Genomic DNA, 24,266 nt, shown 5'->3' with positions numbered 1-24,266 from the left:
GTCACACCCGGTCTCATTCCGAACCCGGTCGTTAAGTCTCCTTGCGCTGATGGTACTGCCCTGTGGTGGGGTGGGAGAGTAGGTTGCCGCCACGGTTTTTCTTGGGGGTCGAGGCCCGTCTCTGTTGGGGCGGGTCTCCCTTCGTGGGTGGGGTTGGTGTGTGGGGGTCGCCGGGGGCGGCCCCCCTTTTTTTTGTGTTGGGGTGGGGGGTGGCCGGGAGCCACCCCCCTTTTTTCGTGTTCTTTTCGGCCACGGGGGGCGTGCGGGCCCCCGCACGCCCCCCATGGCCGGGAACATCGATGGCCGAGGAGTTCACCTGTGCTCACGCACTCCGGGACTCCAATGCCAGCAGGAACCTCTTGCGTTCCAGTCCGCCCGCGTACCCCGTGAGGGTGCCGTCGGCGCCGATGACGCGGTGGCAGGGGACGATGATGCTGATGGGGTTGCGCCCGTTGGCCATGCCGACCGCCCGGGAGGCGGTGGGGCGCCCGATCTCACGGGCGAGTTCACCGTAGCCGGCGGTCTCGCCGTAAGGAATGGTGGTGAGCGCGGCCCACACCTGCCGCTGCCAATCGGTGCCCGCCGGTGCCAGCGGAAGGTCGAAATCCCTCAGCTCCCCCGTGAAGTAGGCGCGCAGCTGGGTGATCGCGTCGGCGAGCACGCCCGTGTCGTCGTCCTCCCGGATCCAGTCGGTGGGAACGTGCCGTTCCTTTCCGTCCCTGGCCGGGGTGAGCACGCCGCCCAGGGCCTTTCCGTCGCCGTACAGGGTCAGCTCCCCGAGCGGGGAGTCCATGGTGGTGTACCGGGTCGGGCCGGGGGTGGGTCGCACGAGCACCACGGGGGTGCTGCGCGCGGGTGCGGGCATCTCGATGTCGAAGGGCAGCATGTCCATATCCGTGCTCATCTCCACGTCGTCGGTCTCCGTGTCCTTCACAGCGAGGCCCACAGGAGGTGGGTGGCGTACGACCGCCACGGGCTCCAGGTCTTGTCATCGGGGGTGCCGGTGAGGGCCTTCCTCACCCCGAGGTCGGTGCCCAGGAAGACGTCCGGATCGCCCAGGCCGCGCATGCGCACGTAGGCGGCGGTCCACGGTCCGATGCCGGGCAGTTCCAACAGGCGGTGCTCGGTGGCGTCGCGGTCGCAGCCCGGACCCAGGTCGACGCGGCCGGAGGCGATGGCGTCGTTCAGACCGACCAGGGTCGCGGCGCGACGTCGGGGCATCGGCAAACCCTCCGGATCGAGGGCGGCCAGGACGTCCGGGGTCGGGAACAGGTGGGTGAGGCCGCCGGTGCGCAGGGCCGGTGCGAGCGGTGTCCCGTACCCCTCGACGAGGCGGCCGGCGAGCGTGCGCGCCGCGGCCACGGAGATCTGCTGGCCCAGCACCGCGCGCACGGCCAGTTCGGCCGGGTCGGTGTGGCCAGGGGAGCGCAGCCCCGGGAACCGGGCGGCGAGCGGACCGAGCAGGGCGTCGGCGGCGAACACCTCGGTGACCGCCTGCGGATCGGCGTCCAGGTCGAGCAGGCGACGGCAGCGGCGCACCGCCCCGGTCAGGTCGCGGGTGTCGGTCAGGCGCAGTCGGCACACCGCGTGCCCCGGGCCGGCCGACAGTTCCACCGTGCCGGGGCCGTGCGGCAGCGGAAGGGTGCGCCGGTACACGCCGTCGCGGTACTCCTCGATGCCCGGGACGGCGCGGGTGCCCAGGAATCCCAGGGCCCGCTCCAGGTCGATGGGCTCCCGGTAGGCGAGACGGAGCGTGATCGTCCCGGAGCCGCCGCGGGCGGTCCGGCAGCCGCGCATCTCGCCGGGTGCCCGGTCGAACACGGCCCGCATGGTCTCGTTGAACTGCCGCACGCTGGAGAACCCGGACGCGAACGCGATGTCGGTCATCGGCATGTCCGTGGTCTCCACGAGCGTGCGCGCCGTCCTGGCCCGTTCGGTGCGGGCCAGGGCCAGCGGGCCGGCGCCGAGTTCGCCGGTGAGCAGCCGGTTGAGCTGGCGTTCGCTGTAGCCGATCGCGTCGGCCAGGGCGCCGACGCCGCCGCGGTCCACGGCTCCGTCCTGGATGAGCCGCATCGCGCGGCCCACGACGTCGGCGCGGATGTTCCACTCGGGTGAGCCGGGGGTCGTTTCGGGGCGGCAGCGCTTACAGGCCCGGAATCCCGCCTCCTGGGCGGCTGCGGCGGTCGGGTGGAACACGACGTTCTCCCGTTTCGGGGTGCGCGCGGGGCAGCTCGGGCGGCAGTAGATCCCGGTCGTTCGCACGGCGATGTAGAACATCCCGTCGAAACGGGAGTCCCTGCCGTGTACGGCGCGGTAGCGCTGGTCGTCGTCCATCACGACTCCATGGTCGCCGATCCCGGGCGTCCGGACCGGCGGTTTTCGGACATCGCGGTCAGGCCGGTGTGAGTGCCGTCCTCACGCCCCGCCGGGCGTCACTCCCGCTCGCGCAGGTAGTCGATGTAGACGGGGCGCAGTGCCTCCTGGACCTCGGGGTCGTTCTCCGCGGACAGCGCCTCGTACACGAATCCGGAGAGCTGGGCGACGCTGGCGTCGCTCGCCTCCTGGTTGCCGGCGATGGCCTGGGCGGCGGGGATCAGTCCGAGCAGCTTCCAGAAGAAGCGCAGGTCCCACTGTTGACGTGCCAGTTCGACGGCGCGCTCACGCAGTTCATCGGTGTCGAGCCGATCGAGGTCCTGTTGCTGTGTCATGTTCCGGACGATACCCGTCCCCGCACCCGGCCGACGGCAGTGACCTGGGTTACTCTTCACACCATCGGAATGTTCTCGCACAAGGGTCCTCACAAGGGGCCGTGAGGGGTTGGACCATGGCTGGTGCAGCACGGGTCGTCGTCGCCAAACCGGGACTGGACGGACACGACCGTGGAGTGAAGATCGTCGCCCGAGTGCTGCGCGACGCCGGTGTCGAGGTCATCTACACGGGGTTGCGGCAGACACCGGAGATGATCGTGGCGGCAGCCCTCCAGGAGGACGCCGACGCGATCGGCCTGTCGGTGTTGTCGGGGGCGCACATGACCATGTTCTCCCGGGTGCTGGAACTGCTGCGGGAGAACGACGCGCAGGACATCCGGGTGTTCGGCGGCGGGATCATCCCGGACGAGGACATCGAGGAGCTGGAGCGGCTGGGGGTCGCGAAGATCTTCACACCCGGCGCCCCGACGGCGGAGATCGCCGCGTGGGTGAAGGAGAACGTACGTCCCGCGCACGCCGCCTGAGGGGCAGCGTGATGTTCATCGCACGCCCGTTCCGTGTCGTTCCGGGACCAATGGTCGCCTTCGGGGTGTTATAGAGCGTGGCGCTGATCACAGATTTTCCCATGGGGGACCCCTTCAGGGCCGCGTGTGCGGCGTTCGGCGGGGTGGGACGCCCGGGGAACGCGCCCCCGGTGTCCGGCGGTCGGATCTCGGGCGACTAGGCTTTGTGCATGTCGCGGGTGGCTAAGACGCCGCGGCGATCTCGATCTCTGTAGACGGCTCGCCCCACCGGGGCGCCCGCGTCGTGTGACACGCATCAGTGGTCACAGCCGGATCCGGACGAGGCCACCCCGGTAGACATCCTGAGCCAGCGAGTTACAAGGACGGACCCTCGTGGACCTGTTCGAATACCAGGCGAAGCAACTCTTCGCAGAGTACGGGGTTCCCGTACCCCAGGGGAAGGTGGCGAGCACGGCCGCCGAGGCACGTGCGATCGCCGATGAGTTCGCCGCTGCCGGCAAGCCCCGCGTCGTCGTCAAGGCGCAGGTCAAGACCGGTGGTCGCGGTAAGGCCGGTGGCGTGAAGGTCGCCGAGGGCCCCGAGGACGCTCAGGCCAAGGCCGAGCAGATCCTCGGCATGGACATCAAGGGCCACACGGTCCACCGTGTCCTGGTCGAAGAGGCCTCCGACATCGCGGAGGAGTACTACTTCTCCTTCCTGCTGGACCGGGCCAACCGGAACTTCCTCTCGATCTGCTCCGCCGAAGGCGGCGTGGAGATCGAGGAGGTCGCCGAGACCGACCCCGACGCCGTCGCCAAGATCGCGATCGATCCGCTGACCGGGGCCCCCGAGGCCGTCGCGGCGGAGATCGTCAAGGCCGGTCGCCTCCCCGAGGCCGCCGTCGCCGGCGCGACCGAGGTCGTCACCAAGCTGTGGAAGGCCTTCGTCGGCAAGGACGCGACGCTCGTCGAGGTCAACCCGCTCATCCTCACCAAGGACGGCCGTGTCGTCGCCCTGGACGGCAAGGTCACCCTGGACGAGAACGCCGAGTTCCGCCAGGACCTGGAGAGCCTCGCCGTTCCCGAGGAGGGTGACCCCCTGGAGGTCGCCGCCAAGGAGAAGGGCCTCAACTACGTCAAGCTCGACGGCGAGGTCGGCATCATCGGTAACGGTGCCGGTCTGGTCATGTCGACCCTCGACGTGGTCGCCTACGCCGGTGAGGACTTCGGCGGCGTCAAGCCCGCCAACTTCCTCGACATCGGTGGCGGCGCCTCCGCCGAGGTCATGGCCAACGGTCTTGAGATCATCCTCGGCGACCCGGCCGTCAAGAGCGTCTTCGTGAACGTCTTCGGTGGCATCACCGCCTGCGACGCCGTCGCCAACGGCATCGTCCAGGCCCTGGAACTGCTCGAAGAACGTGGCGAGGACGTCACCAAGCCGCTGGTCGTCCGACTGGACGGCAACAACGCCGAACTGGGCCGCCAGATCCTCACCGATCGCGCCCACCCGGCGGTGCGACAGGTCGACACGATGGACGGCGCCGCCGCGCAGGCCGCCGAGCTCGCGGCTAAGTAGGGGGACCGACACACCATGGCCATCTTCCTCACCAAGGACAGCAAGGTCCTCGTTCAGGGCATGACAGGCTCTGAGGGCACCAAGCACACCCGCCGCATGCTCGCGTCCGGCACCAACATCGTCGGCGGCGTGAACCCGCGCAAGGCCGGCCAGAAGGTCGACTTCGACGGCACCGAGGTGCCGGTGTTCGGCTCCGTCGCCGAGGGCATCGAGGCGACCGGCGCCGACGTCACCGTGATCTTCGTTCCGCCGAAGTTCACCAAGGACGCCGTCGTCGAGGCCATCGACGCCGAGATCGGTCTGGCCGTCGTCATCACCGAGGGCATCCCGGTGCACGACACCGCCGAGTTCTGGGCCTACGCCCAGTCCAAGGGGAACACGACCCGCATCATCGGCCCGAACTGCCCCGGTCTCATCACCCCGGGTCAGTCCAACGCCGGTATCATCCCGGCCACGATCACCAAGCCGGGTCGCATCGGTCTGGTGTCGAAGTCGGGCACGCTGACCTACCAGATGATGTACGAGCTGAGCGACATCGGCTTCTCCTCCGCCGTCGGCATCGGTGGCGACCCCATCATCGGTACCACCCACATCGACGCCCTGGCGGCCTTCGAGGCCGACCCGGACACCGACGTGATCGTGATGATCGGTGAGATCGGCGGCGACGCCGAGGAGCGCGCAGCCGCGTTCATCAAGGAGAACGTGACCAAGCCGGTCGTCGGCTACGTCGCGGGCTTCACCGCCCCGGAGGGCAAGACCATGGGCCACGCCGGTGCCATCGTCTCCGGTTCCTCCGGTACGGCCGCCGCCAAGCAGGAGGCCCTGGAGGCCGCCGGCGTCAAGGTCGGCAAGACCCCCAGCGAGACCGCCAAGCTGGTGCGCGAGCTGTTCTAGTCTCGACGGTCGTCACGGCCCCGTTCCACCTCCGGGTGGGCGGGGCCGTCGCCGTTCCCGGGCTCAGCCCCGGGTGACCTCGCCGGGGCCGGGGTCGTGCCGACGGCGGCGGCGGGCGAGGGCGGTGATGAGGCCGGGGACCACCATCAGGCAGAAGAAGCCGAGGAAGACGCTGATGGCGGTGACGTTCCCGGAGACGAACGTGGGGACGCCCCACACGAACAGCAGGAAACCGCCCCATCCCAGCACGCCGGCGAGGTTGTCGCCGTCCTTCTTCTTCCTTCTCTCGACCTTCGCCGCGGTCGCGGCCAGGTCGACGGGTCCGGACTCGGAGGCGGGTACGGCCAGGGCGGCCGGGCGCGGGCGCAGGTGGTCGGGCAGATCCTCGAACAGGGGGACCAGGTCCAGGTTGGTGACGGCGCGCAGGGCCGTCGCGGAGCGCTCCTCGTGTTCGTCGAGGGTGAGCCGTCCTTCTTGGACCGCGGTGCGCAGTGACTCCAGCGCCTCGTCGCGTTCGCCGTCGGAGATGCGGTAGGAAGCGGGTTCTGGGCCTGCCATGGGCGTCCATTCGAGCGGGGAACGATCCGGTCTCTCATGGTAGGACGGGCATTCCGGTCAGGCGGTTCCACCGGGACGGGGAAGTACGACACGCCCGGGTGAGGATGGCGCGGAGCATTCCCGTCCCTGGCAGCATAAGTCGGGTGAGCACGCCAGGATCTCCCCCCGAAGCGCCACGGCCGATCTACTCCACCGGTGGTGTGGCCGCCGCGACCGCCGCCGGTATCGGATTGGCGATCATCGTCACCCTCACGATGATCGGGTGGGTGGCCGCGCCCCACGACACGTTCGGCGAGGAGATCGTCGACCTGTTGCAAGGGGCGGTGCTGGCCTGGCTTGTCGGCCACCACGTGTCGTTCTCCGTGCCCGACGGGGAGATCAGCCTGCTCCCCCTCGGCTTCGTGCTGCTGCCGGGGCTGCTGCTGTACCGGTCGGGCCGGTGGGTGGCCCGCAACTGTGAGATCGCCCGGCTGCGGCACGTGCACCGGGCGGCGACCGCGATCGCCGGGCCCTACGCGGCGATCGCCGGAACGCTCGCGCTGCTGGCCCGCACCGACGTGGTGGAGCCGAGCATGCCGCGCGCGCTGCTCATGGGTTTCGTCATCGCGTTCCTGGCCGGCGGGCTGGGCGTCCTGCGCCAGCTGATGCGTGACAAGGGCGTGGTGGCCCGGGACCTGTTGGGGTTGATGCCGGCCCGTTCGCGCTCGCTCCTCGTGGGGATGCTGGCCTCGACCGGGACCCTTCTGCTCGGTGGGCTGCTGCTGTTCACGATCGCTTTGGCGGTGAGCCTGCCCGAGGCGGTGGAGACCACCCGCCTGCTGGGTCCGGGCTGGGTGGGCGGGGTGTTGCTGATCCTCATCCAGCTCGCGTACCTGCCCAATGCCGTGGTGTTCGCGGTCTGCTACGCCTTGGGTCCGGGGTTCGCGGTGGGGGAGATGACGGTGGTGGCGCCGACCGGGGTGTCGGTGGGCCCTTTGCCGATGCTGCCGATGCTGGCGGCCCTGCCGGAGAACGGGGCGGCCCCGGTGGTGTCGTTGTCGGCGCTGTTGGTGCCGTTCGTCGCCGGAGCGGTGGGCGGTGCGCTCACCCAGCGCAGTGCCCCGGACGTGGTGAGCGAGGCCGCTCCGCTGTGGGGCTTCGTGTGCGGGGTGACCACGGGCCTGCTGTGCGCGGCCCTGGGCGCGCTCGCCGGGGGATCCCTGGGCGGGCAGCGGCTGTCCGACGTCGGACCCTCGGCCTGGCAGGTGGGTCTGGTGGCCGCCTTGGAGGTCGGGCTGGCGGCGGCGATCGCGGCCTGGGTCGCGAACTGGTGGTACACCCGCGCCGGGCTCGCCACGGCGGAGACCGGGGCGGCCGAGAAGCCCGCGGCCGAGGCGCCCGCGGCACCCCGCCCGACGGTGGAGTTGCCCGCCGACGTCCCCGTCGGCAAGGGGTTGGCCACCGTCACGCCGCTGCGCCCTCGGGAGGACCCGCCGGAGGAGCCCGTACGGGACAGTCCGGTCCCGGAGGAGGCGGCGCCCTCCGCGGAGGAGGAGCGCGAGAGTCGGGAGCGGGAGCGCCGCGAGCGTGCCGAGGCCAGGGCGGCCCGCAAGGCCGCCAAGGCGGCCCGCAAGGCCGCCAGGGCGGCCCGCAAGGCCGCCAAGGCGGCCGAGCGCGAGCGGCGGCGCCGGGAGCGGGCCGAACGCCCCCGGTGGTGGCGTCGCGGACCCGCCGAGGAGGACTCCGAGGACCTGTACGGCATCACCTACGAGGCCGACCCCGAGGAGGTCGAGACCCCCCGGAACTGAGCCCCGGCCCGGTGTCCGGATCGCCGTCCGCGACGCGCGGGGCCCTCCGTCGAAGCGGAACGCCCGTTGCCGCCCGCCGTCACCGTCGACGACCCCCGCCACGCGACGCGGGGCCGCCCCCGTGGGGACGGCCCCGCCACTGGGCCTCTCAGTCGTTCGGGATCGGCGGCTTGCGCTTACCCGGCTCGAAGATCGCCGCGACCAGTTCCGAGCACCACGCCAACAGCTCCAGGTCGCGCAGCGGCTTGCCGCCCATGCCGCCCGCCTTGGGCACCGGCACCAACAACGTGCGCGTGACCTCCTTGAGCAGCGACTTCGGGTACATGCGCCGCAGCCGCAGCTCCTGCGACTCCCTCAGGTCCACCGGCGTGAACCGGATCTGGTTGCCCTGCAACACCACGTCCTGCAACCCGGCCGATCGCGCCAGCACCCGGAAGCGGGCCACCGCCATGAGGTTGTCCACCGGTTGCGGCGGGGTGCCGTACCGGTCCGTCAACTCCTCGTAGGCGGCCAGCACGTCCTCCTCGCACGTGACACCCGCGATCCGCTTGTAGGCCTGCAACCGCAGTCGCTCCCCCGGCACGTAGTCGTGCGGGATGTGCGCGTTGACCGGCAGTTCCACCCGGGTCTCGGTCTCCTCGGCCGCGCCCTGGCCGCCGTCGCCCTTGAGCTCGGCGACGGCCTCGCCCACCATGCGCACGTACAGGTCGAAGCCGACCCCGGCGATCGTTCCCGACTGCTCCGCGCCCAGGATGTTGCCCGCGCCCCGGATCTCCAGGTCCTTCATCGCCACGTACATGCCCGCACCCGTCTCCGTGTGCTGGGCGACCGTCGCCAACCGCTCGTAGGCCATCTCGGTGAGCGGCTTGTCCTGCGAGTACAGGAAGTACGCGTAGGCGCGCTCGCGCCCCCGCCCTACGCGTCCCCGCAGCTGGTGCAGCTGCGACAGTCCGTAATTGTCGGCGCGGTCCACGATCAGGGTGTTGGCGTTGGGCACGTCCAGCCCGGACTCGACGATGGTCGTGGAGACCAGTACGTCGAAGTTCTTCTCCCAGAAGTCCACCATGACCTTTTCGAGCTGCTGCTCGTTCATCTGACCGTGGGCGTAGGCGACCCGCGCCTCGGGGACCAGCCGCTGGATGTCGGCGGCGACCTTGTCGATGGACGCCACCCGGTTGTGCACGAAGAACACCTGGCCCTCGCGCATCAGCTCCCGGCGGATCGCCGCGGTGATCTGCTTGTCCTCGTACGGCCCCACGAACGTCAGCACCGGGTGGCGCTCCTCCGGCGGGGTGAGGATGGTGGTCATCTCCCGGATGCCCGTCAACCCCATCTCCAGGGTGCGCGGGATCGGGGTCGCCGACATCGCGAGCACGTCCACCTGGGTGCGCAGCCGTTTCAGCGACTCCTTGTGCTCGACGCCGAACCTCTGCTCCTCGTCGATGATGACCAGGCCCAGGTCCTTGAAGCGGGTCTCGGACGACAGCAGCCGGTGGGTTCCGATGACCACGTCGACCTCGCCGTTGCGCAGCCCCTCCCTCGTCAGCTCCACCTCCGTGTCCGTCTGGAACCGCGACATCGGCTTGACCGTCACGGGGAACGACGCGTACCGCTCGGTGAACGTGGACAGGTGCTGCTGCACCAGCAGGGTCGTGGGCACCAGCAGTGCCACCTGCTTGCCGTCCTGCACCGCCTTGAAGGCGGCGCGCACCGCGACCTCCGTCTTGCCGTAGCCGACGTCGCCGCAGATCAGCCGGTCCATGGGGACCGACCGGGCCATGTCCTTCTTGACCTCCTCGATGGCGGCGAGCTGGTCGGGCGTCTCCACGTAGGGGAAGGCGTCCTCCAGTTCCCGCTGCCACGGGGTGTCGGGGCCGAAGGCGTGCCCGGGTGAGGCCTGGCGCGCCGAGTACAGCCGGATGAGGTCGCCGGCGATCTCGCGGACCACCTTGCGGGCGCGGCTCTTGGCCTTGCTCCACTCGGCGCCGCCCATCTTGGACAGCGTGGGCGCGTCGCCGCCGACGTACCGGGTGACCTCGCTCAGCTGGTCGGTGGGCACGAACAGGCGGTCACCGGGTTGGCCGCGCTTGGAGGGCGCGTACTCGATCAGCAGGTACTCGCGTGTGGCGCCCTGGATCTGGCGGCTGACCATCTCCAGGTAGCGGCCCACACCGTGCTGTTCGTGCACCACGTAGTCGCCGGGCTTGAGCTGGAGCGGGTCGACGGTGCCCTTGCGGCGGCTGGGCATGCGCCGCATGTCGCGGGTGGAGGACTTCTGCCCGGCCAGGTCGGTCTCGGTGAGCACCACGGTGTGCACGGTGCGCAGGAGGAAACCGTGGTCCACCAGTCCGGTCGTCACGGTGGCGACGGCCGGCGCGGGCGGTTCGGTCAGGTCCTCGACCAGGTGGGCGCCCAGCCCCGCGTCGCGCAGCATCGCCACGAACCGCTCGGCGGGCCCGTGCCCCTGGGTGACCAGGACGACACTCCAGTCGTCGTGCAGCCAGCCCTTGATGTCGGCCAGGGCGCGCTCGGTGTCGCCGCGGTAGGACTCGGCGGGCACCGCGCCCACCACCACCGCGTCGTCCTCCTCGGTGCTCGCGCCCTCGCCCGCGCTGAACGGGGTCAGGCCCCACCAGGGAAGGTCCTGCTCGGCGGCGATGGAGCGCAGGTCGGCGATGGACATGTACGCGGAGGCGCCCAGGTCGATGGGGGCCTCGCCGCCGGACGCGGCGTTGATCCAGGAGGCGTCGAGGAACTCGGCGCTGGTGGCCTCCAGTTCCACGGCACGGGTGCGGATGCGCTCGGGGTCGCAGCCGACCACCATCGCGCCCTCGGGCAGCAGTTCCAGCAGCGGTTCCATCCGCTCGGCGAGCACGGGGGCGAACGCCTCCATGCCCTCCACCGCCACGCCGTCGGCCATCTTGGTGAGGGTCTCCGCCAGCGACGGGTGTTCCGCGGCCAGGGCCCGGGCGCGCTCGCGCACCGTGTCGGTGAGCAGCAGTTCCCGGCAGGGCGGCGCGAACAGCCCGGACGCGGCGTCACCGTGGCCACCGGCGCCCTCCCCGGCGGTGATGGATCGTTGGTCGGCGACCTGGAAGTAGCGGATGTCCTCGACGTTGTCGCCCCAGAACTCCAGGCGCAGCGGGTGCTCCTCGGTGGGCGGGAACACGTCGAGGATGCCGCCGCGCACGGCCATGTCGCCGCGTTTCTCCACCAGGTCGACCCGGGAGTAACCGGTGTCGGCCAGCGCTTGGACCACGTCTTCCAGGGCGATCTCGTCGCCGGGGCGGACCCGCACCGGTTCCAGGTCGCCCAGCCCGGCCACCAACGGCTGGAGCACGCCGCGCACGGGTGCGACGATGACCCGCAGTGGCATGGTCAGCGGGTCGGAGGGGTCGGGGTGGGCCAGTCTGCGCAGGACCGCGAGGCGTTGGCCGACGGTGTCCGAGCGCGGGGACAACCGTTCGTGCGGCAGGGTCTCCCACGCCGGGAACGACGCCACGGAGTTCTCGGGCAGCAGTGACCCCAGGGCGTCGGCGAGGTCGGTGGCCTCCCGCTCGGTGGCGGTGATCGCGAGCACCGGTCGTCCCGCGCCCACGGGGCCGTCGGCGGCCAGCGCGCCCACCATGAAGGGGCGCAGGGCCGCCGGGGCGACGAGGTCGAGGTGGGGATCGTGGCCGCCGCGGGCGGTCTCGATCGCGCTGTGCAGTGCCGGGTCCCGGGAGACGTCGGCGAGAAGTCCAATGAGGCTCATAGCACCAAAGAAAGGAAGAAGAAGGTCCGGTTCAGGCGGATGTTCGCGGCCTGCACGGTGAGGGGGCGGCGGCACGGACAGGAGGCGCCGCCCAAGTCTGTTCAGACATGTTCAGAGTATCGAGTCCGGGGCTCGCGCGCGGGCGGGGTGTGGACGGACGGTGGTGGGTTCCGGCTCCGTGGCGGCTGTGGACCGTCCCCGGGCGGACCGGGCGGTGCCTTCATGGGAACCTCTCATGACCTGCCGGTATTCCGTTCGGAGTGGTTCGGCGCGGTCTCCTGGAACGGGTCGGGCATACGCTAGTGGCGATTTCGGTGAACTCCGATGGGACCGTGGGAGAGGAAGCGCGTGGTGAGTGCCGAGAGGCGTGGGAGTGCGTCGGACGGGGCCGTGGGTCGGCCGGACGCACCGGTCTTCACCCCAGGTCCGGACGCGCTCGCCCACCTGGAACTGATCCTCAGCGGGGCCTACCCGCTGCCGGGTTTCATGACACGTGAGCAGGCCGTGTCGGTGGAGCGCGGCGGTCGGCTGCCCGACGGGCGGCCCTGGCCGGTTCCGGTCACCCTCCCCGTCCCGGCCGACCTCGCCGCCGACACCGACACGGTGGTCCTCACCGACCCCGAGGGCGCCCCGCTGGCCGAGCTGGTGGTCGCCGAGCGTTGGGAGGACGACCGGGGGCGGCCTCACCTGGCGGGCGACGTGTCGTTGCTGCGGCCGCCCACCTACGGTGTGCTGCGCGAGCTGCGGGCGACCCCGGCGGAGGTGCGCGCCCGTCGCGACCTGGAACGGGGGTCGTCCGGCCCGCTGCTGGCCGTGGTCACCGACCGGCCCCTGCATCACCGGGCCCTGCACCAGATCCGGGCGGAGGCCGAGGCGCTCGGTCGGGCCCCGGGCGTGGAGGTGGACCGGGCCGAGGTGCTCGTCCTCATCGACACCGGCCTGGAGGAGGAGGGGATGACGGCGGCGGTGCTCGCGGCCCGGCCCCTGCTGCCGCCGCGCACCTCCTTCGTGGTGTGCACGTTGCCGCGCGCGGCGGACCGCGTGAGCGGGCCGTTCGGAGGCCCGTGGAACGACCGGACGGTCCTGCTGGCGGCGCACGTGGCCGCCGCCCACGGGGCCACCCACCTGATGGTGGAGGCCGGGGAGCGGGGACCGGACGTGGAACGGGTCATGGCCCGACGTCCGCCGGTGACGGTGCTGGACCCCGAACCGTGGCGGTTCGACGCCGAGGAGGGGCTGTGGGAGTCGTTGACCCGGGTGGATCCGGTGCGTGCCCGCCGTGACCTGACCGACGACGAGGTGGAGACGGAGTTGGCGCACGGGCGTGAGCTGCCGGTGTGGTTCACCCCGGCCCGGGTGGGCGCGGAGCTGGCCCGGTTGCGGCCGGCGCGTACCCGGCGGGGTCTGACCGTGTTCTTCACCGGTCTGTCGGGGTCGGGCAAGTCGACGATCGCGCGCGGTGTGCGCGAGGGGATCCGGCGGTCGGGGCGGTCGGTGACGCTGCTCGACGGCGACGTGGTCCGGCGCATGCTGTCGCACGGGTTGACGTTCTCCCGTCAGGATCGGGAGCTGAACATCCGCCGTATCGGGTACGTGGCCGCCGAGATCGGCCGGCACGGCGGGGTGACGGTGTGCGCGCCGATCGCCCCGTACGCCCGTGGGCGGGCCGAGGTGCGGGCGCTGGCGGAGGAGGCGGGCGGCGACTTCTTCCTGGTGCACGTGGCGACCCCGCTGGAGGTGTGCGAGGCTCGCGACCGCAAGGGCCTGTACGCCAAGGCGCGGGCGGGGGAGATCCCCGAGTTCACCGGGATCTCCGATCCCTATGAGGAGCCCGTCGACGCCGACCTGGTGGTGGACACCGTGGACACCGCCCCGGCCGATTCGGTGGCGGTGGTGCTGTCGGCGCTGCGCGCGGGCGGCTGGCTGCCCGAGCAGGACCACTGAGCCCCCTTCCCGGATTCGGCGCCCCCCGTAACCCCCGAGACACGGACACGAGGACACGACGCATGACCGAACCCCAGCCCGTCGGGCACCGTCTGCTGCGCCTGGTCGAGGTGATGGACACCCTGCGCCGCGCGTGCCCCTGGGACCGGAGCCAGACCCACGAGAGTCTGGCGAAGTACCTCATCCAGGAGGCCTACGAGACCCTGGAGACCATCGAGGAGGGCGACGTCGCGCTGTTGCGCGAGGAACTCGGCGACGTGCTGTTGCAGGTCGTGTTCCACGCGGCGATCGCGGCCGAACGCCCCGAGGGGGACCCGGAGCGGTTCACGGTCGACGACGTCGCCGACGCCATCATCGACAAGATGACCCGTCGCCATCCGCACGTGTTCGGCGGGGTGGAGGTGTCGGGCACCGACGAGGTGTGGTCCAACTGGGAGGCCATCAAGGCCGCCGAGCGGGCCGCCAAGGCCGAGGCGAGGGGCGGCGCCGAGGAGGTCTCCGTCCTGGACGGGGTGCCCTTCGCCCAACCGGCCGTGATGTTGGCGGCCGAGGTGCAGGGACGTGCGGTGCGCAACGGTTTTCCCGCGGATCTGGTGGGGGACGACGGCGGTGAGGGCGGGGGGCTGTTCGCGGCGGTGGCCGCCGAACGCGATCGCGACCGTGACGCCGAGACCGACCTGCGGGCGGCGGCCCGGCGCTTCGACGCGCACGTGCGGGCGGCCGAGGCGGCGGCCCGGGCCGACGGTCGCGATCCCCGTGATCTGTCGGAGGGGGAGTGGCGGTCCTACTGGGCGGCCACCGCCTGAGGGGCGTCGGGCCGTGAGGCCCGGTGCCGTGCCCGTCGGTGGGTGATCGTCCCCGTGTCCCGGGGAGCGGGCCCCGAGGGCCGCGTCCGGGCCCGTGGGCGGCCGGTGCGGCGCGTGCGACCACGGCCGCCGTGGGGTGCGGCCGGTGGGCGAGGGCGGGTGGCGACGCCCGCGCCGGAGATCGGGACGTCGCCCACGGCGGTCATGGAGGTCCCCCACGGGGGTGCGGCGTGAGGTGCCGTGCTCTCCACGGTGGAGGACCACCCACCGGCCGTGAGGCGACGTACCGGTCGGAAGACCGGGGAGGGGCTCGTCGCACCGGGTGGCGGCAGAACGAGGGGACATCGGTGCCCGGAGCGCACGGGGACACCGAGACCGGGATCCGAGGAGCGGCCCTGGACCTCTTCCGCAGGCAGGGCTGTGAGAAGACGAGCCTGCGCGAGATCGCCGCGCGGCCGAACATCACCCAGGCCGCGCTCTACCACCACTTCCGCTCCAAGGAGGACCTGCTCCGGGCCCTGGGCGGCATCCGGGACGTCGCCGTCCTGATCCCGTCCGCGGGGGCCCCGGAGCACCGTCGACGGGCCGTCGCGATCGCCACGGCCGCGCTGCCGGAGGGGACGGGCGGAAGAACGCCCGGTATGGACTAGACCAATTTCGCAGGGTGGGCGCGCTCACACCCGAAGCGGGTCGCTAGTCTCGTTGTCGGGTCCTGGAACAGCGGTTCCGAGAAACCGAAGAACACCGAAGAGACGGAGACAGACCTTGGCGTCCATCGAGGCAGTACAGGCGCGAGAGATCCTCGACTCCCGCGGCAACCCGACCGTCGAGGTCGAGGTCATGCTCGACGACGGCATCATCGGGCGCGCCGGTGTGCCCAGCGGTGCTTCCACCGGCCGGTTCGAGGCCGTCGAGCTCCGTGACGGCGGCGACCGCTACGGCGGCAAGGGCGTGACCAAGGCCGTCGCGGCCGTCAACGACGAGATCGCCAACGAGCTGCACGGCTTCGCCCCCGACGACCAGCGCCTCGTCGACCGGGCGCTCATCGAGCTCGACGGCACCCCCGACAAGTCCCGGCTCGGCGCCAACGCGATCCTGGGCGCCTCCCTGGCCGTGGCCCGTGCCGCCGCCGACGAGGCCGAACTCCCCCTGTTCCGCTACATCGGCGGTCCGAACGCGCACGTGCTGCCCGTGCCGATGATGAACATCCTCAACGGTGGCGCGCACGCCGACAGCAACGTCGACATCCAGGAGTTCATGGTCGCCCCCATCGGGGCGAGCACCTTCTCCGAGGCGCTGCGCTGGGGCACCGAGGTCTACCACTCCCTGAAGTCGGTCCTCAAGGCGCACGGCCTGGCCACCGGCGTCGGCGACGAGGGCGGCTTCGCGCCGAACCTGGAGAGCAACCGCGCCGCCCTCGACCTCATCGTCGAGGCGATCGAGAAGGCCGGTTACACGCCGGGCACCGACATCGCGCTGGCCCTGGACGTCGCCGCCACCGAGCTGTACGCCGACGGTGTCTACACGTTCGAGGGCAAGCCGCGCACCTCCGCGGAGATGTCCGCCTACTACGCCGAGCTGGTCGAGGACTACCCGCTGGTCTCCATCGAGGACCCCCTCGACGAGGAGGACTGGGACGGCTGGAAGAAACTCACCGACGACATCGGCGACAAGGTCCAGCTGGTCGGCGACGACCTGTTCGTGACCAACCCCGAGCGGCTGGCCCGCGGCATCGGGGAGGGCACCGCCAACTCGCTGCTGGTCAAGGTCAACCAGATCGGCACCCTCACCGAGACCCTGGACGCCGTCGCGCTGGCCCAGCGCAGCGGTTACACGGCGATGATCAGCCACCGCTCCGGCGAGACCGAGGACACCACCATCGCCGACATCGCGGTGGCCACCAACGCCGGACAGATCAAGACCGGTGCCCCGGCGCGCAGCGAGCGGGTCGCCAAGTACAACCAGCTGCTGCGGATCGAGGAACTGCTGGAGGACGCCGCCGTGTACGCGGGCGTGTCGGCCTTCCCGCGCTTCGCCCGACGCGGCTAGTCTGCCCCAGTGTCCCGCGAATCGCAGCAGCCGCCCGCAAAGGCCCGTAAGGCGAGCAAAGCCGACAGGCCGCGCGGTCGTGCCGGCCGTGCGCGGCGGGACACGGGGACCCCGGAACGGAAGGGGAGGGCGCCGGGCCCGGCGCCCTCCCCGCCCCGTGTCCGGGTGCGTCCCATGCTCACCAGCCGGGCGGCGATCCTGGCCCTGGTCGTGTGCGTGATCGCGCTCAGCCTGGCCTACCCGCTGCGCGAGTACGTGGCCCAGCGCGCCCAGATCGCCCAGCTCCAGGAGGAGCGGTCGCGCATGGAGGAGAGCGTGCGCGACCTGCGCGAGCGCGAGCAGGCTCTGGGCTCCGACGAGTACGTCGAACGCGAGGCCCGGCTGCGCCTGCACTACCGGTACCCGGGCGAGATCGCCTACATCGTCATCCGACCCGAGGACGAGGCCGATGACGGCGTCGAGGCGGGCCCGGGCGAGCCCTGGTTCACCGCGCTGTGGCGTTCGGTGCGGGCGGCCGACGACCCCTCCGTCGGCGCCGCGCCCTGACCCGGCCCCGGGCGGGAACGCCGGCGCGCCGGTGGCCCTATCCTGGATCGGTCATGACTTCCGCAGATCAGCCCGCACCCGGGCGTACCGGGGACGCCGTCGCCGAGCGCGACCTCGCCGCCATCGAACTCCAACTGGGCCGTGTCCCGCGCGGCGTGCGCGGTGTCGCCCACCGCTGCCCCTGCGGCCTGCCGGACGTGGTCCGCACCGCTCCGCGGCTGGAAGACGGCACGCCCTTCCCGACGTTGTACTACCTGACGTGCCCGCGCGCCGCCTCCGCCATCGGCCGGATGGAGAACTCCGGCCGCATGCGCGAGATGCAGGACCGCCTGGCCGAGGACCCGGACCTGCGGGCCTCCTACACCAGGGCGCACGAGTCCTACATCGCCGAGCGGGCCGAGCAGGCGCGCCGCGACGGCGTCGAGCCGTTGCCGGAGGGGATGCAGAGCACCGGGGGCATGCCCGCCCGGGTGAAGTGCCTGCACGCGCTGGTCGCCCACGAGTTGGCCGAACCGGGCGTCAACCCCTTCGGCGCCGAGGCGCTGGAGGAGCTGCCGCACTGGTGGGACAAGGGGCCGTGTGCGTGCGTCGACGAGAACGCCCGTGAGGGCTCTGAAGGGAACGGTTCATGAGCGGTGTCGCGGCGATCGACTGTGGGACCAACTCGATCAGGTTGCTGATCGCCGACGTCGTGCACATCGACGGCGATGAGGTCCAGGTCGTCGATGTCGACCGGCGCATGGAGATCGTGCGTCTGGGCGAGGGCGTCGACGAGACCGGGGCGTTCGCCCCCCAGGCCCTGGAGCGCACCTTCGACGCGCTGCGCACCTACGCCGAGGCCATCGAGGCGCACGGCATCGAACTGGGGCCGGACGCGGTGCGGATGGTCGCCACCAGCGCCACCCGGGACGCGAGCAACCGTCAGGTGTTCATCGACGGCGTGCGCGAGATCCTCAAGGTGGAGCCGGAGGTGGTCACCGGCCTCGACGAGGCCGAGCTGTCCTTCGTGGGCGCCACCGCGGAGTTCGCGGCCGAGGCGGCCGAGGGCGGTCCCACCGACTTCGCGCCTCCGTTCCTGGTGGTGGACATCGGCGGCGGGTCCACCGAGTTCGTCCTGGGCGCCGAGCCCGGATCGGACGAGGACCTGGTGCGGGCGGCGTTGTCGGTCAACATCGGCTGTGTCCGGATGACCGAGCGACACCTGCGCGGCGACCCGCCCACGGCCGAGGAGATCGCGGCGGCGACCGCCGACATCGACGCGGCGTTGGACGAGGTCGAGCGGGTCGTGCCATTGCGCGAGGCCGGGTCGGTGGTGTGCGTCGCGGGGACCGCGACCACGGTCGCGGGGATCTTCCTGGACCTGCCGGAGTACGACTCGGAGCGGATCCACCACTCGCGTGTGCCCGTGGCCGAACTGGACCGGATCACCGAACGGTTGCTCGGGTCCACGGCCATGGAGCGTTCGGAGATCGGCGTCATGCACCCGGGTCGGGTCGACGTGATCGGGGCCGGCGCGCTGGTGCTGTCCCGCGTGCTCGCCCGGACGGGTGCCGACGCGTTCACGACGAGTGAGCACGACATCCTGGACGGCGTGGCCTGGAGCCTGGTGGTCTAGGTACGGCTTTCACCAGGGTCTTTCAGGGTGCGGACAAGGGCCCTTCGGGTGAGACGTGTCACCCCCACAGACCCTTGTGAATGCTTTCACAACCGCCCTGACCTGCGAAAACACATTTCCGTCAGGTCGGAAAGTGGTGGGAAGGTGAGCTTGTGTGAACCTTCTCTGTGGGTAGATGCTTGTGAAAGAATGCACAAGCAGCGACAAAAAGGTCGGGGTCCCGTAACAGCCACGACTCGCAGTACCGAGTGGCGACCCCCACCCCCCGCACGAGCAGGGGGCGAGAAAGAAACCGTTAGGGCGGATATGCGATGACCGAGAGCAGGAACTACCGGCTGGTGCACGGCGGAGGGGACGAGGCGGAGATCCCGCACATCCTCATCGTCGGTGGCGGTTACCTCGGGATGTACACCGCGAAGCGGCTGGAGAAGAAGCTCGGGGCCGGCGAGGCGCGGATCACCGTCATCGACCCCAACTCCTACATGACCTACCAGCCGTTCCTGCCCGAGGCGGCGGCCGGGAGCATCTCCCCCCGCCACGTCGTCGTTCCGCTGCGCAAGGTCTTCAAGCGGACGCGCGTCCTCGGCGGCCGTGTGGTGCGCATCGACCACGCCGACCGCACGGTCCGCTTCGAGCCCAACGTGGGCGAGCCCGAGACCATCGCCTACGACCACCTGGTCATGGCGGCCGGCGCCGTCTCGCGCACCCTGCCCATCCCCGGCCTGGCCGAGTGGGGCATCGGCATCAAGACGGTCGAAGAGGCCGCCTACCTGCGCAACCACGTCCTCGACCAGCTGACGATCGCCGACTCCACCGACGACGAGGACGTCCGCCGCAAGGCGCTGACCTTCGTGTTCGTCGGCGGCGGCTTCGCCGGCGCCGAGGCCATCGCCGAGCTGGAGGACATGGTCCGCGACGCGGTCCGCATCCACCCCTCGATCGACCAGTCGGACGTGCGCTTCTTCCTCATCGAGGCCGCCGACAAGATCCTGCCCGAGGTCGGCCCCGAGGTCGGCACCAAGGCCCTCAACCAGCTCCGTCGCCGCGGCATCGACGTCCGCCTCAAGACGTTCCTGGAGTCGGCCGTCGACCAGCGCATCAAGCTCAGCGACGGCGCCGAGTTCGACGCGGGCACCCTGGTGTGGACCGCCGGCGTCAAGCCCAGCCCGGTCGTCGCCGCCAGCGACCTGCCGCTCGGCCCCAAGGGCCACATCGACACCGGTGAGAACCTCACCGTCAACGGTGTGGAGAACGCCTTCGCCGGTGGCGACAACGCCCAGGTGCCCGACGGCAACGGCGGCTACTACCCGCCCAACGCCCAGAACGCGGTCCGTCAGGCCCCGGTGCTGGCCGACAACGTCATCGCCACCCTGCGCGGCACCGAGCTCACCGCCTACCGCCACAAGAACCTCGGCGCGGTCGCCGGTCTGGGCGTGCACAAGGGCGCCGCCCAGCTGTTCGGCAAGATCAAGCTCAACGGCCGGCTCGCCTGGTACGCGCACCGCTCCTACCACCTGCTCGCGGTCCCGACCTTCAACCGCAAGCTGCGGGTGCTGTCGGACTGGACGCTCGGGTTCTTCCTGCGCCGCGACTTCGCCGCGCTGCCGGAGATGGTCGAGCCCCGCCAGGCCTTCGCCGAGGCCAGCAACCCGCAGGCCGTCGAGGGCGGCAACCTGCGTCGCGTGAGCTGACCGACGAACGACGAGAGCGGCCGTCCCCCCGCGGGGGGACGGCCGCTTCGCGTGTCCCGTTCCGGCCAACGAGAGCCGAATGCGCGGCCGGTCCGGCCGGTATGATGGGCTCGCCCTCGTAGCCCAATGGTAGAGGCAGGCCCCCTAAAAGGGTCACAAGTGTCGGTTCGAGTCCGACCGGGGGTACTCGTACGCCTTTCCGGGTGCCCGCGCTCACTTCGCGGGACGATCCCGTTCCATCATCAGCTGAAGCTGGGTGAACAGCCGTTCCCCCGGGTCGGACAGGTCGATGCCGCTGATCTCCGCGGCGCGTCGCACCCGGTAGCGCAGGGTGTTCGGATGGATGTGCAGCCGATCCGCCGCCGCCCTGGCGTCCCCGAACTCCTCCAGGTACGCCGACAGCGACCGCACCAGCTCCGACCCGCCTCCCCGGTCGTACTCCACCAGCCGGTCGACCCGGGGATCGCGCAGCGACGGGTCCTCGCGCAGGCGCGCCAGCGTCTCCCGGATGAGCACCCGCGAACGCACGTCGTCGATGGTCGCGACCTCCCGGTCGGCGTCCCCCCGCATCGCCTCCAACACCCGGTCGGCCTCCTGCCGTGACTCCGGCACGTCCGCCAACCGGCCCACCGGCGATCCGACCGCGGCCCGCACCCGCGACCCCAACGCACCCCGGGCCGCCTCCACGATCTTGCCGCTCAACGTCACCACCGACCGCTCCGGCCCCCCATGGTCGTGGATCAGGTCGGGCAGCAGGACGTACACCCGCCCGTTCAACTCCGTCACCAGCGAACTGCGTCGGTAGGCGGCCGTGTGCACCGACACCAGGTCGATGAACCGGCGACGGCGCAACTCCCGTTCCGGACGATCGGCCCGCTCGCCCCCCTCCTCCCCGTCGAGGGCGAACGCCACCACCAGCGCGGCCCGATCACTGCGCACCTCCACGGTGTCGGCCAGCGCGGCGGCGTCGATCCGTCCCTCCAACAGGCTGGAGAGCAGGTCCTCGCGCAACCGCAGCCCGGCGCTGGCCCGCGTACGTTGGCGGATCATCTGGAGCGCCGTGGTGCGCGCCGCGCCCAACAGGGCCTCCTCGGCGTGCTCGGCCAGGGGCCGGGACCCCTCCTGCACCCAGATCGCGCCGAGCGGCCGGTCACCGGCGTGGATGCCCACGGCCAGGCGCCGCCGGATGCCCAGGTCGGGGTGTTCGTCGATGCGCACCACCTCCTCGCCCGCGCGCAGGGTGGCGAACACCCCCCACTCGCGCAGCAACGCCAGGTACGACTCCGGCCCCCGACGGCCCAGCACCGACAGCCGTCGCAGCTCGTCCACCTCCGCGCCACTGGAGTAGGCCAGCACCCGGCTCGCGGAGTCCTCGATGCTCACCAGCCCGCCGGTGAGCTGTGCGATCGTCTGCGCCATCGAGAACAGGTCGCCGTCGGCCTCGCCCACGTCACCGCCGTCGAGCAGCCGGGCGTCGTCCACGATGCCCTGGCACACCGCCTGGAACCGGTCCCAGCGCACCTCCGGGCGCACCACCAGCAACGTGATGCCCGCCTCCTGGGCCTCCGCCCGCAGCGGTGCCAGATCGTCCCCGCCGATCCGAGGACGCCCCCGGGCGGGGGCCTCCTCCCGGTCGTGCGGGGGCCCGCCCTTGACGGCGACGGCGGTGGCGCCCCGCTCGGCGATCGACCGGACCAGTCGGCGGGCCGAGCCGCCCCGGGCTCCGATGAGCAGCACCAGGTCCCCGGCGCGCACCTCGGTCCGGTCCTCGGGGTCCATGATGAGGACGTTGTCCACCTGGACATCCAGGCCTGCCGGAGCGGCGGCCACGTCCACGATCGGGTCGCCCAGGGCGAGCAGGAGCCCGCGCAGGGGCACCCCCGGGCGCGGATCGTCCGAATCTCTGTCTTGACCAGCGGTGATGGAGGATGTCACGGAGGGCTCCGTTGGCGGTCGTCGAACGTTCGTGCGCGTGCGGTGTCGTTGGTACGTCGCTGGACCTTCGAGTTACATTTTGTCCCAAAGGACAAACAGCTCGGGCAAAGAGTGGCCCGTCCCACAAGGTTCGCACGGGCTCGCTCTGCGAACGTTGGATGAGACAGCCCCTGCGTGATTCAGGGATACGACTTTCAGGGAGGTGCCCATGGACGCCGTGACCAACGTCCCGATGCCGCAGAACGAGCCCGTTCTGTCCTACGCGCCCGGCAGTGCCGAGCGCGCGGAGCTCGTCGCCACGCTGGAGGAACTCGGCAAGGAGCGCATCGACCTGCCGATGCGCATCGGCGGCGAGAGCCGCATGGGCGGTGGCGAGCCCATCGACACGGTGCAGCCGCACAACCACGCGGCCGTGCTGGGCACCATGCGCAACGCCACCCACCAGGACGCCCGCGACGCCATCGCCGCCGCCAAGGCCGCCGCCCCCGCGTGGCGCGCGATGTCCTTCGACGACCGCGCCGCCATCCTGCTGCGCGCCGCCGAACTGCTCTCCGGTCCCTGGCGCGCCACCATCAACGCCGCCACCATGCTCGGCCAGTCCAAGACGGCCCAGCAGGCGGAGATCGACGCGGCCTGCGAGCTGATCGACTTCTGGCGCTTCAACGTCGCCTACGCCCGTGACCTGATCGCCCAGCAGCCGCTGAGCGTCAAGGGCGTGTGGAACCGCATGGAGCAGCGTCCGCTGGAGGGGTTCGTCTACGCGATCACCCCCTTCAACTTCACCGCCATCGCGGGCAACCTGCCCACCGCCCCGGCCCTGATGGGCAACGTGGTCGTGTGGAAGCCGTCCCCGACGCAGCAGTTCTCCGCCGAGCTGACCATGCGCCTCCTGGAGGAGGCCGGGATGCCCCCGGGCGTCATCAACATGGTCACCGGTGACGGTCTGGCCGTCTCCGACGTCGCCCTCAACGACCCGGACCTGGCCGGTGTGCACTTCACCGGTTCCACCCGCACCTTCCAGCACCTCTGGAAGACGGTCGGCGAGAACATCTCCACCTACCGGAGCTACCCGCGGATCGTCGGCGAGACCGGCGGCAAGGACTTCATCGTCGCCCACCACACCGCGGACCCGGAGATCCTGCGCACCGCCATCGTGCGCGGCGCCTTCGAGTACCAGGGCCAGAAGTGCTCCGCGGCCTCGCGCGTGTTCGTGGCCCGTTCGGTCTGGGAGAAGATGGGCGACGCCCTCATCGCCGAGACCGAGGCCCTGACCATGGGCGACGTCACCGACCTGTCGAACTTCATGGGCGCCGTCATCGACCGCCGCTCCTTCGACAAGCTGGCCGGGGTGCTGGAGGACGCCAAGTCCGACCCGACCCTGGAGATCGTCGCCGGCGGCACCGCCGACGACTCCGTGGGCTACTTCGTGCGACCGACCATCATCGTCGGCACCGACCCGTCCAACGACGTGTTCCGCACCGAGTACTTCGGCCCGGTCGTGGCCGTCCACGTCTACGAGGACGACCGCTACAGCGAGATCCTCAAGGTCGTCGACGAGGGCTCGGCCTACGCCCTGACCGGCGCGGTCCTCGCCAACGACCGCACCGCCGTCGCCGAGGCCGAGGCGGCCCTGCGCTTCACCGCCGGCAACTTCTACATCAACGACCGGCCGACCGGCTCCGTCGTGGGCCAGCAGCCCTTCGGCGGCGGTCGCGCCTCGGGCACCAACGACAAGGCCGGGTCCGCGCAGAACCTGTCGCGCTGGTCCAGCCCGCGTTCCATCAAGGAGACGTTCGTCGCCCCGACGACCTCCTCCTACCCCCACCAGGGATGATCCGCCCACCCCTACAGGGGTGATCACCGGTTCCGCACCCCTCCCGTCCTGAGGGGTGCGGACCTCC

The 24,266-nt window shown here is 71.2% G+C and carries 19 protein-coding genes, 1 tRNA gene and 1 rRNA gene; 15 read left to right on the top strand and 6 right to left on the bottom strand.

Translation table 11 applies throughout. From position 1 onward, the window contains the following. Positions 1-95 (top strand): 5S ribosomal RNA (gene rrf, locus RM479_RS06085); the annotation flags it as partial. Positions 96-322: 227 nt separating this feature from the next. Here the strand turns inward: rrf and RM479_RS06080 are convergent. From RM479_RS06080 to RM479_RS06070, 3 genes are all read right to left on the bottom strand, one after another. After that, the gene (locus RM479_RS06080) at positions 323-904 is read right to left on the bottom strand and encodes a methylated-DNA--[protein]-cysteine S-methyltransferase (protein ID WP_311510714.1); all 582 of its coding nucleotides are present in this window, start codon (positions 902-904) and stop codon (positions 323-325) included. Positions 905-930: 26 nt separating this feature from the next. Beyond that, positions 931-2,334: an AlkA N-terminal domain-containing protein gene (locus RM479_RS06075; protein WP_311510713.1), complete on the bottom strand. Its 1,404-nt coding sequence runs from the start codon at positions 2,332-2,334 to the stop codon at positions 931-933. A 98-nt stretch (positions 2,335-2,432) separates the two neighbouring features. Then, positions 2,433-2,708, bottom strand: a complete 276-nt coding sequence (locus tag RM479_RS06070) for a hypothetical protein (RefSeq protein ID WP_274809366.1) — start codon at positions 2,706-2,708, stop codon at positions 2,433-2,435. Positions 2,709-2,824: 116 nt separating this feature from the next. Between RM479_RS06070 and RM479_RS06065 the strand changes: the two genes are divergently transcribed. From RM479_RS06065 to sucD, 3 genes are all read left to right on the top strand, one after another. Next, on the top strand, positions 2,825-3,232 hold the full coding sequence (locus RM479_RS06065; protein WP_311510712.1) for a cobalamin B12-binding domain-containing protein: 408 nt from the start codon (positions 2,825-2,827) through the stop codon (positions 3,230-3,232). 372 nt (positions 3,233-3,604) lie between these two features. Continuing rightward, positions 3,605-4,786 carry an ADP-forming succinate--CoA ligase subunit beta gene (gene sucC, locus RM479_RS06060; protein ID WP_274809364.1) on the top strand — a complete coding sequence of 394 codons (1,182 nt, stop codon included), beginning with the start codon at positions 3,605-3,607 and terminating at the stop codon, positions 4,784-4,786. A 15-nt stretch (positions 4,787-4,801) separates the two neighbouring features. Next, positions 4,802-5,680, top strand: a complete 879-nt coding sequence (gene sucD / locus RM479_RS06055) for a succinate--CoA ligase subunit alpha (RefSeq protein WP_311510711.1) — start codon at positions 4,802-4,804, stop codon at positions 5,678-5,680. Positions 5,681-5,743: 63 nt separating this feature from the next. Here sucD and RM479_RS06050 read toward each other — a convergent pair whose 3' ends face one another. Then, positions 5,744-6,238 carry a DUF1707 SHOCT-like domain-containing protein gene (locus RM479_RS06050; RefSeq protein ID WP_311510710.1) on the bottom strand — a complete coding sequence of 165 codons (495 nt, stop codon included), beginning with the start codon at positions 6,236-6,238 and terminating at the stop codon, positions 5,744-5,746. A gap of 104 nt (positions 6,239-6,342) precedes the next feature. Here RM479_RS06050 and RM479_RS06045 point away from each other — a divergent pair, with 104 nt between their 5' ends. Continuing rightward, positions 6,343-8,025 (top strand): cell division protein PerM, encoded by a 1,683-nt coding sequence (locus tag RM479_RS06045; RefSeq protein ID WP_397221444.1) that lies wholly within the window; start codon positions 6,343-6,345, stop codon positions 8,023-8,025. 148 nt (positions 8,026-8,173) lie between these two features. Here the strand turns inward: RM479_RS06045 and mfd are convergent, their stop codons facing one another. Continuing rightward, positions 8,174-11,779, bottom strand: a complete 3,606-nt coding sequence (gene mfd, locus RM479_RS06040) for a transcription-repair coupling factor (protein ID WP_311510709.1) — start codon at positions 11,777-11,779, stop codon at positions 8,174-8,176. 348 nt (positions 11,780-12,127) lie between these two features. Between mfd and cysC the strand changes: the two genes are divergently transcribed. From cysC to RM479_RS05995, 9 genes are all read left to right on the top strand, one after another. Next, positions 12,128-13,723 carry an adenylyl-sulfate kinase gene (gene cysC / locus RM479_RS06035; RefSeq protein WP_311510708.1) on the top strand — a complete coding sequence of 532 codons (1,596 nt, stop codon included), beginning with the start codon at positions 12,128-12,130 and terminating at the stop codon, positions 13,721-13,723. 62 nt (positions 13,724-13,785) lie between these two features. Next, a complete protein-coding gene (locus tag RM479_RS06030) occupies positions 13,786-14,529 on the top strand; it encodes a MazG family protein (protein ID WP_311510707.1) in 744 nt (247 codons plus the stop codon). 347 nt (positions 14,530-14,876) lie between these two features. Continuing rightward, on the top strand, positions 14,877-15,179 hold the full coding sequence (locus RM479_RS06025; RefSeq protein WP_311510706.1) for a helix-turn-helix domain-containing protein: 303 nt from the start codon (positions 14,877-14,879) through the stop codon (positions 15,177-15,179). A 115-nt stretch (positions 15,180-15,294) separates the two neighbouring features. After that, entirely contained in the window at positions 15,295-16,578 is a 1,284-nt protein-coding gene (gene eno / locus RM479_RS06020; protein ID WP_311510705.1) for a phosphopyruvate hydratase, read from the top strand. Between the two features lie 174 nt (positions 16,579-16,752). Further along, positions 16,753-17,124, top strand: coding sequence for an FtsB family cell division protein (locus tag RM479_RS06015; protein ID WP_311510704.1), 372 nt, complete (start codon positions 16,753-16,755; stop codon positions 17,122-17,124). Positions 17,125-17,177: 53 nt separating this feature from the next. Continuing rightward, positions 17,178-17,756: a DUF501 domain-containing protein gene (locus RM479_RS06010; protein ID WP_311510703.1), complete on the top strand. Its 579-nt coding sequence runs from the start codon at positions 17,178-17,180 to the stop codon at positions 17,754-17,756. Next, positions 17,753-18,739 carry a Ppx/GppA phosphatase family protein gene (locus RM479_RS06005; RefSeq protein ID WP_311510702.1) on the top strand — a complete coding sequence of 329 codons (987 nt, stop codon included), beginning with the start codon at positions 17,753-17,755 and terminating at the stop codon, positions 18,737-18,739. The genes RM479_RS06010 and RM479_RS06005 overlap by 4 nt, the downstream gene beginning before the upstream one ends. Positions 18,740-19,050: 311 nt before the next feature. Continuing rightward, positions 19,051-20,430 (top strand): NAD(P)/FAD-dependent oxidoreductase, encoded by a 1,380-nt coding sequence (locus RM479_RS06000; RefSeq protein ID WP_311510701.1) that lies wholly within the window; start codon positions 19,051-19,053, stop codon positions 20,428-20,430. A gap of 112 nt (positions 20,431-20,542) precedes the next feature. Further along, positions 20,543-20,616 (top strand) — tRNA-Leu (locus tag RM479_RS05995). A gap of 27 nt (positions 20,617-20,643) precedes the next feature. Here RM479_RS05995 and RM479_RS05990 read toward each other — a convergent pair. Continuing rightward, entirely contained in the window at positions 20,644-22,308 is a 1,665-nt protein-coding gene (locus RM479_RS05990; protein WP_311510700.1) for a helix-turn-helix domain-containing protein, read from the bottom strand. Positions 22,309-22,573: 265 nt separating this feature from the next. Here RM479_RS05990 and pruA point away from each other — a divergent pair, with 265 nt between their 5' ends. Further along, positions 22,574-24,199 (top strand): L-glutamate gamma-semialdehyde dehydrogenase, encoded by a 1,626-nt coding sequence (gene pruA, locus RM479_RS05985; protein WP_311510699.1) that lies wholly within the window; start codon positions 22,574-22,576, stop codon positions 24,197-24,199. The last annotated feature ends 67 nt before the right edge of the window (positions 24,200-24,266 follow it).

Origin of the sequence: Nocardiopsis lambiniae, assembly GCF_031845465.1 — a bacterium.
GTDB classification, from domain to species: Bacteria; Actinomycetota; Actinomycetes; order Streptosporangiales; family Streptosporangiaceae; genus Nocardiopsis; species Nocardiopsis lambiniae.
This window is presented reverse-complemented; position numbering and strand designations above follow the sequence as displayed.